The sequence below is a fragment of the Gynuella sp. genome, from assembly GCF_050297175.1.
GTDB lineage: Bacteria > Pseudomonadota > Gammaproteobacteria > Pseudomonadales > Natronospirillaceae > Gynuella.
In genome coordinates, this window is record NZ_JBNKSF010000031.1 from 47,813 (window position 1) to 54,657 (window position 6,845).

The following is a 6,845-nucleotide window of genomic DNA, read 5'->3' on the forward strand; positions in this document are numbered from 1 at the left end:
AACAGTTCACCTGAGGTGACCTGACAGAATAGTGACGTGTGTATACAGATTCAGTCGGTGAGCGTAATGGTGCCGGACAGCCCATCAATCTCCACATGCTGAAAAGGTTTGAGTTGAGCAACCATTGGTCCGACGCCTACCACTGCGGGTATGCCGATCTCACGGGCAGTGACTGCGCAATAACTCAGCACATCACCCGCTTCTGCGATGACCCCTGCTGCTTGATAAAAAAACGGCAGCCAGCGGGGATGAGCATTTTTGATCACCAGAATAGCTCCGGCAGGCATTTGCTCAATATCGTCAAGACAATTGGCCCGATATACGACGCTGCATGCAATACCCGGGCTGGCAGGAATGCCGCATAAGGTTCCATTGCCAGGCTGTTGCACTGATCCGGAAGTCTCTTCACCGTTTGAATTGCGGTCGGCCAAATATGCTGCTTTCCGTGCCAACATCTGCTGGCGCAGAGTGGTTGGCAGACGCCACTGTTGTAGATCCTGAATTTCCGTTTGGGTGAGAAAAAACAAATCCAGGGGATCCGTTAATTCAAAACGTTGACCCAGAATCGTCAGGGTATGACGTAACAACTTCCCAATCTGGCTGGCTTGTACATTCTCCACTGTCTCGATAGCAGTAAAACTTTCTGCATAATGAACGAAGCCCTGCAACGTAAAATGATACTCAGCCGGTACCTGGTTAAACAGGGTTTTAAGTGCCGCCAGTTTGTCACGTTCCAATCGCGTCTGGGTATCAAAATCAAATACACGACCGGTCAGATCATGCAATAGTGTCCATACCGTGGTGGGGCTTTCATCCCAACCGGAATCGTAAAAATCCGAACCTTCCTGGTAATGCTCAATGCAGTGCAGTAGCGTTTGCCTGAAGCTTTCCGGGCATTGGGTTAACTCACTGATATCTGGTGGGTCCAATTGCTCCATCTGATGGCTGTACATCACTTGCACCTGTTTGACCAGTGATCGTATCAACTGATTGATCCTCGACGATTTAGTACGAGTGGCACCAATAAGGGCCAGAAAAAGCTGTTGGCTTTCCATTGGTTCGTACACAACCGTGGCCAGAATGTGATAGAGGTGGCGGCTGAAAAACTGTTTTGCCAGGGTACGGCGGATATACGCACCGAAATATTCATGCGTAAGACCCATTACCTGTTCGAGATGATATTGACACTGACTGAGTTCCGCCTGAGAAAGCTCTTGTTGCTCTAGCAGACGGACCTGAGCCAAAAAAGCATCCAGGTCATTGGCTGATTGCACCGGTAAATTCAACAGACTCTTTGATTGACGATAATATTCCGGTATTTCCAGTGAGTCTGGCTGGTGACCCGTACCGGGAGTTATACCACTGAGTGCCAGCTGCGCGATAATGGTTCGATTGCCATAAATGAATCCATCGCGATAACAGCATCCCCGGGTTCCTGTCATGATCAGTTCAGAGCCCTTGCTGGCTTCTTTGATTGATACATTCAAAGCGTTGCTGGCACAGTCACCCATCAAAGGAGTTAATGGTTCTGGGAACAGATGAATAGTTGATGCACGGTCTAGTTTGTCAGGCAGATTTTCCTGTGTACGAGTTTGCATCAGATATATCTGACGGCCAACTTGCACCCACTCAACACTACAAGGACATTTTTGTCCGTACATGACTGTTCTGGTAAAGCTGGCAAGACGAGTAACATCCGTGTTAGATAGCGGAACGTTCGTCGTTTGATCGGATAAACTGATCACCTCTGCTACCGGTTCGGAAGGTGCCGTTGAAAATGGCTGACTGCCAGTGGTTGCGTCAGTGGGCCATCGAACCATCCAGTCATGATGGCTGATAGGGCGATTATCTGTTTTGCTTCTTGCCGGTAAAATCAGCTGGACATGGCTCTCGTGAAACTCTCCGTTGAGTGGGTTGATTGAAAAAGCAATGCCAGATGCATCTGCTATTAACATCGGTTGTATCATGATGGCCATAGCGGTATCCATATGGGACAAACCATGCACCATACGGTAGTTAATGACTTCAGGACGCCACATTGTCTGTAAGGAACGCTTGATGTGATGCCAGACCTGGTCTCCGCTCAGGCTGAAATAGCTACCATACTGACCGCTGTGAATAGCATCACTATGGTCTGCAAAAGTTGCAGACGTTCGTAACACAAAAGTCGAGTCCTCTGGAAAGCTTGCCAGCCAATCCTGTAACTGCTCTTTGCTGTCGCGGTCCAGATCAATTCCCGCAAGTTCCGCACTTATTGTACGACTGAGTTTGTTCAGGTGCTTCGTAGATGTCAGATTCCGAAACAGAAAAGTATGTCGCTTGATCAGGGTATTGATCTGATCACGATAAAAATCAGCACTCAGAACCAGAGTTTCCGGAACAACGATATTCAGATCTTCATACAGAGTTCGATCGGCCAGTAGGTGAAGCTCAGACAGCATCTTGCTTTTGTAACCGATTTCGGAAACATCTGCTTTTTCGCTCAGACCATAAAAATAAGTCACATGTCTATTCCTGTTTGTAAGGTGAGAGCCGGCAAGGACAAAATCGCTCTTTAAAATTCATTCTTTAGTATGAAATGCATATCTCTGCTGAACGCCCTGTGTTCGTTCATATTCTGTCAATCAGGGGAGGAAAATGTCCTTCATAACAGCGTCTGCTATTGCTGAAAAAGTTTCGGAAGCATCAAACTTTTACAGCGTCCACAGCGGATTGAAGGCCTGATTGAGTAGAGGATATTGATAAATATTTCAGAGATAGAAACAAGATCGCTTATTCATTAACTGTGCGCATTAAAGGCAGATAAGCGACATTTTCCGTGGTTAACAACTTAGCGTTTATTCAGTACTATCGCGGCTCTTAGGGGTGTCCTGTCACAAAACAAGAGTGTTTCAAAATGCACAAAGTTGTTCACGTGATTTTTATGTTTTTGGGGCTGGCCAATAGCGGTTTAGCCGTTGCTCAAAATATCGGAGTGATGTTTGGAGGCATAAGCGAGAGAGCGGCAGATGCCAGTTCGATAGAAAAGTTGTGTATCGTTGAATCTATTCAAGAGCGGTCTGGAGTTACCTTTCGTATTTATGAAAATCATCGCAGTCGTATCGGCTCAGTTACTGCGGCGCAAAAAATGGTTGAAGATGGCGTTGACCTGGCGTTACTACCATTAATATCCGATGAGGCCATTGCGGCCATCTCTGTCTTAAAAGAGGCACATATTCCCTATCTGACCAGTGCGACCAGTGATAGTGTGATCAAGACCCCGAAGGAAGGCTTATCGCTGTTTCCCAGAAATAATGATCAGGCGGAAGCGTTAGCCCAGTTTTACCTGGAGCGCTATCCATCCAGGCCACTGGCAGTGATTACCGATGCCAGCAGTGCTTACTCCAAGCAGTTGTCAGCTCAGTTTATGAGCCAATTGAAAATCATGAATGCCTCCGTTGCGGTCACAGAGCATAACGTAGTGGGTGACAGCCTGCTTAAGCTTCCGGATTTATCGGGTTATGTGGTGTTTGCGGCCCTGTTAAACCCTAAAATCGCACTTCTTTATCGACAACTTAGAGATGATGGTAATGTCATCCTGATCGGCCCTGATTCCATTGGGGCACGTAAAGAATTTATCGAAATTGTTGGTCCGTCAATCGACAATAATGGGACCCGAATGGTTTTTCTGAAAAACTGGGATGGAGAAGTCAGGGGCCAATATAAAGATGATTTCTGGGCGGCATTTTATCAACGCTGCAGTAAACAAAGTCATCCAACCTTCGTAAATGCCTATGTCTATGACATGGTCTCGCTGGCTGTAGAATGGGGGCGTAGCCGGACCACAGAAGGCCCTCTGGCGGTATTGGCTCACAGTCATCGACCATCCATTTTCGATGGTCAACCCATCGTCTTTTCAGAAAGCGGTTATCGTCGGAAACACTATTTCTTTTATGAATACTCAGGGGGAGAAGAGGCCCACCTGATACCCTCATCCCTCAGTATTAGCCAGTCGGACTGAACTGATATCGGCAAAAAAGAGAGCAAATTTATGATCAGAGTTATGATAAATGGTGCCCGTGGACGTATGGGGACAGAAGCGGTTAAAGCGGTTAGCCAGGATCCGGAACTTGAGTTTGTGGGCGGCGTTGGTCGTGAGCATGATCTGGCTGCCATGATCCAGGAATTGCGCCCGGATGTTGTGGTCGAATTAACCGTTGCATCAGTCGGTTTCCAAAATACCAGAACGATAATCGAGGCTGGTGTTTGCCCTGTCGTCGGCACATCGGGTTTTCAGCAACAACAGGTTGCTGAGTTGCAGGCGCTTGCTGCAGAGAAAAAAGTGGGGGGTGTTATTGCTCCAAACTTTTCCATTGGTGCTGTATTGATGATGAAGTTTGCCGAAATGGCCGCCCGCTACCTGCCGGACGTGGAGATTATAGAGGCTCACAGCCCCAAGAAAGAAGAAAGTCCTTCCGGTACGGGTATTCGTACAGCCGAACTTATTTCTCAGGCCTGTACTATGGAAAGGACACCCACTAATTCCAAAGAACTGTTAGCCGGTGCCAGAGGGGCGCTATTACAGCATGTACCCATCCATTCAATACGCCTGCCCGGTATCGTCGCACAACAAACGGTATTTTTCGGCGGTCTCAGCGAAACTCTGAAAATTGAACATAACTCTCAGCACAGGGAATCGTTTATGCCGGGAATATGCCTGGCCTGTAAGAAAGTTGGGCAGTACCAGCAACTTTTTTATGGGTTGGAATATATATTGGAATAGCGATCAAAATGTTTAATGCTTTCCCTAGCACCTGAATGGCGATTCATTGATTTTATTGAGCTCGTATGGATCCAAAGGTTTTTATTTCAATTTACATTGTATGGATGCTGAAATTGGTTTGCCGGGCAAAATCAGTAGCTTAACCAGGATATAATAAATGAGATTAAAGCTCTCAATACTGATCTTGGCTGCAATAATGTCAGGTATTGTAATTACAACCATTATTGCAAAATTCTTGAACCCAATACCAAGAGCCTCAGTATTCCTGCGTGATGTGACATCCTCCTATAGCTTTATGGATGATGTCTACCAATTTAATGTCCCTGCACTTGAACGACGTATGTCAAATTGGGCTAATCATCTTTATGAAACCACAGGTCTTCCTATTTGTCTGTCTTCTAAATTTTTAAACTTCCAGGAAGTTTCTGACATTAATATTTCTGTTTGCTCCAATGGAACCAAATTGTCGGAGCTTGCTCGAAAATCCACAGACAGCGGTAGCGTTGATATTCGATTGGGAGAGAAATTACTGGGAGAGATTGAATGGTTAACCCAGGTCAGGTTTAATTTTTCGCTGTTCTTTAAGATATATGCATGTTATTTGGTTGCTTCCTCTGTGGTTTTGCTATCAGGTTTCTTTCTGTTCTTCTATAAGCCAAAAACTGAGCATAACCAAGATCAGGAATCGAATACATTAACGGTATCTGACATACGGCAATCCTTGTCTCGAGTTATGGGAAGCAACCGTCGCATAGTTGGTTTTCATGATAACTGGGTATATGGCGAGAGGAGTCATCCATACATTAATTTTATAAATCTCGATGGTTCAAAACTTCGCATAAGGGCATCGCTCAGTGATATTGCTGTGATATTTCCCGGCACCCGCCATATCAGCAGAAGTGCAATTATTAACACTGCTGTTGGAGTCCATCAGTTTCGGGAAAACCAGGTGATATTAACCATTAAAGGTGAGTCTCAGATATTCGATATAGATCCTTCTTATATGGAGATGGTAGTCATTTGAGAATTTAGCTGACATGCGCTTCGAGTGGAGTTGGAGACGCCTTATTAAACCATGCTTCTGATATCGATTGGGTACCAGCAAGCCGCAGTGTTCCCGGTCATGTGCATTTGGATTTTGAAGATCTAGCGGGTTTTCAACCCGATCGACAAATCGGTGCTGTTGATGGTGTCGTTTTAATTCCTCCAAGAGTTGAGCCTCTGCACGGATTATTTCCGGAGCCAGATGAATATCATGAATATATGGGAAAAACATACGTGAACCCATTACAAGCATTAAGAATGGTGCTGGATGTTCAGCAGTTCCCCAAGCCATTTAAGATTGTAATTGTGAATGGATTAAGCTCTGTATGTGCATTACCACACTATGGTGCTGCTAATACCATGCGCTTGGCATGGGTGGGACACAGTAAGAGCATTGCTCTGACGTTGGCTGATCAAGGAGTCAGAATAAATACACTATCGTTGGGAGCAGTACGTACGGATTCATATATTCATAAACTGCAACGTAAAGCCGAAAAAAATCAGAGAACTTATGAAGAACAAGTTGACCATCGAAACCGACAATGTTCCGAGTGGCAGGTACTCAACGCCTGAAGACATTGCACAAGCGATTCTATCGTTACTCGGTCCAATGTCTGACCAAATGACCGGTCAGAACCTGGTTATGGATGGCGGCTTTTTTCGAGGATATTAAATTCACAAACCTTTTAAAATTTTTTAAAGGACACCCATCTTGTTTTAAAGGACACCCACCTCGCGTCTTCTTTAAAGGACATCCACTTGGGTTTTATGGTTTTATTTATGGGACACCCATTTATGTGGAAAGGTGTTTTTGAAATATTTTCGGAGACACCCACTTTAAAACTTGATCAATTTTTCGATAGCAGGCATTATTCAGTACTGTATATATATCAGGATGAAGCCATGGCCCGATCAAGGAAGTCGCAGATATCACTCCATGCCACCCCGTACTATCATTGTACCTCCCGCTGCGTTCGACGGGCCTTTCTCTGCGGCTTCGATCCTCTCACTCAAACCAGTTACGAACACCGCCGCCAGT

General features: G+C 45.5%; 6 protein-coding genes and 1 pseudogene. 6 read left to right on the top strand and 1 reads right to left on the bottom strand.

Features of this window, described 5'->3' with window-relative positions; all coding sequences use genetic code 11:
* Positions 1–50: 50 nt before the first annotated feature.
* Complete coding sequence (locus tag ACQY6I_RS12155) at positions 51–2,504, bottom strand: PEP/pyruvate-binding domain-containing protein (RefSeq protein WP_428241753.1); 2,454 nt, start codon at positions 2,502–2,504, stop codon at positions 51–53.
* A gap of 392 nt (positions 2,505–2,896) precedes the next feature.
* Here ACQY6I_RS12155 and ACQY6I_RS12160 point away from each other — a divergent pair, with 392 nt between their 5' ends.
* The 6 genes and pseudogenes from ACQY6I_RS12160 to ACQY6I_RS12185 form a co-directional block, all read left to right on the top strand.
* Complete coding sequence (locus ACQY6I_RS12160) at positions 2,897–4,000, top strand: ABC transporter substrate-binding protein (RefSeq protein ID WP_428241754.1); 1,104 nt, start codon at positions 2,897–2,899, stop codon at positions 3,998–4,000.
* Positions 4,001–4,030: 30 nt separating this feature from the next.
* Positions 4,031–4,762 (top strand): 4-hydroxy-tetrahydrodipicolinate reductase, encoded by a 732-nt coding sequence (gene dapB / locus ACQY6I_RS12165; protein WP_428241755.1) that lies wholly within the window; start codon positions 4,031–4,033, stop codon positions 4,760–4,762.
* A gap of 157 nt (positions 4,763–4,919) precedes the next feature.
* A complete protein-coding gene (locus ACQY6I_RS12170; protein ID WP_428241756.1) occupies positions 4,920–5,786 on the top strand; it encodes a hypothetical protein in 867 nt (288 codons plus the stop codon).
* Positions 5,787–5,893: 107 nt separating this feature from the next.
* On the top strand, positions 5,894–6,379 hold the full coding sequence (locus ACQY6I_RS12175) for an SDR family oxidoreductase (protein ID WP_428241757.1): 486 nt from the start codon (positions 5,894–5,896) through the stop codon (positions 6,377–6,379).
* Positions 6,318–6,479, top strand: a complete 162-nt coding sequence (locus ACQY6I_RS12180) for an SDR family oxidoreductase (protein ID WP_428241758.1) — start codon at positions 6,318–6,320, stop codon at positions 6,477–6,479. Before ACQY6I_RS12175 ends, ACQY6I_RS12180 begins: the two co-directional genes overlap by 62 nt.
* A gap of 230 nt (positions 6,480–6,709) precedes the next feature.
* A pseudogene (locus ACQY6I_RS12185) lies at positions 6,710–6,845 on the top strand (transposase); the annotation flags it as partial.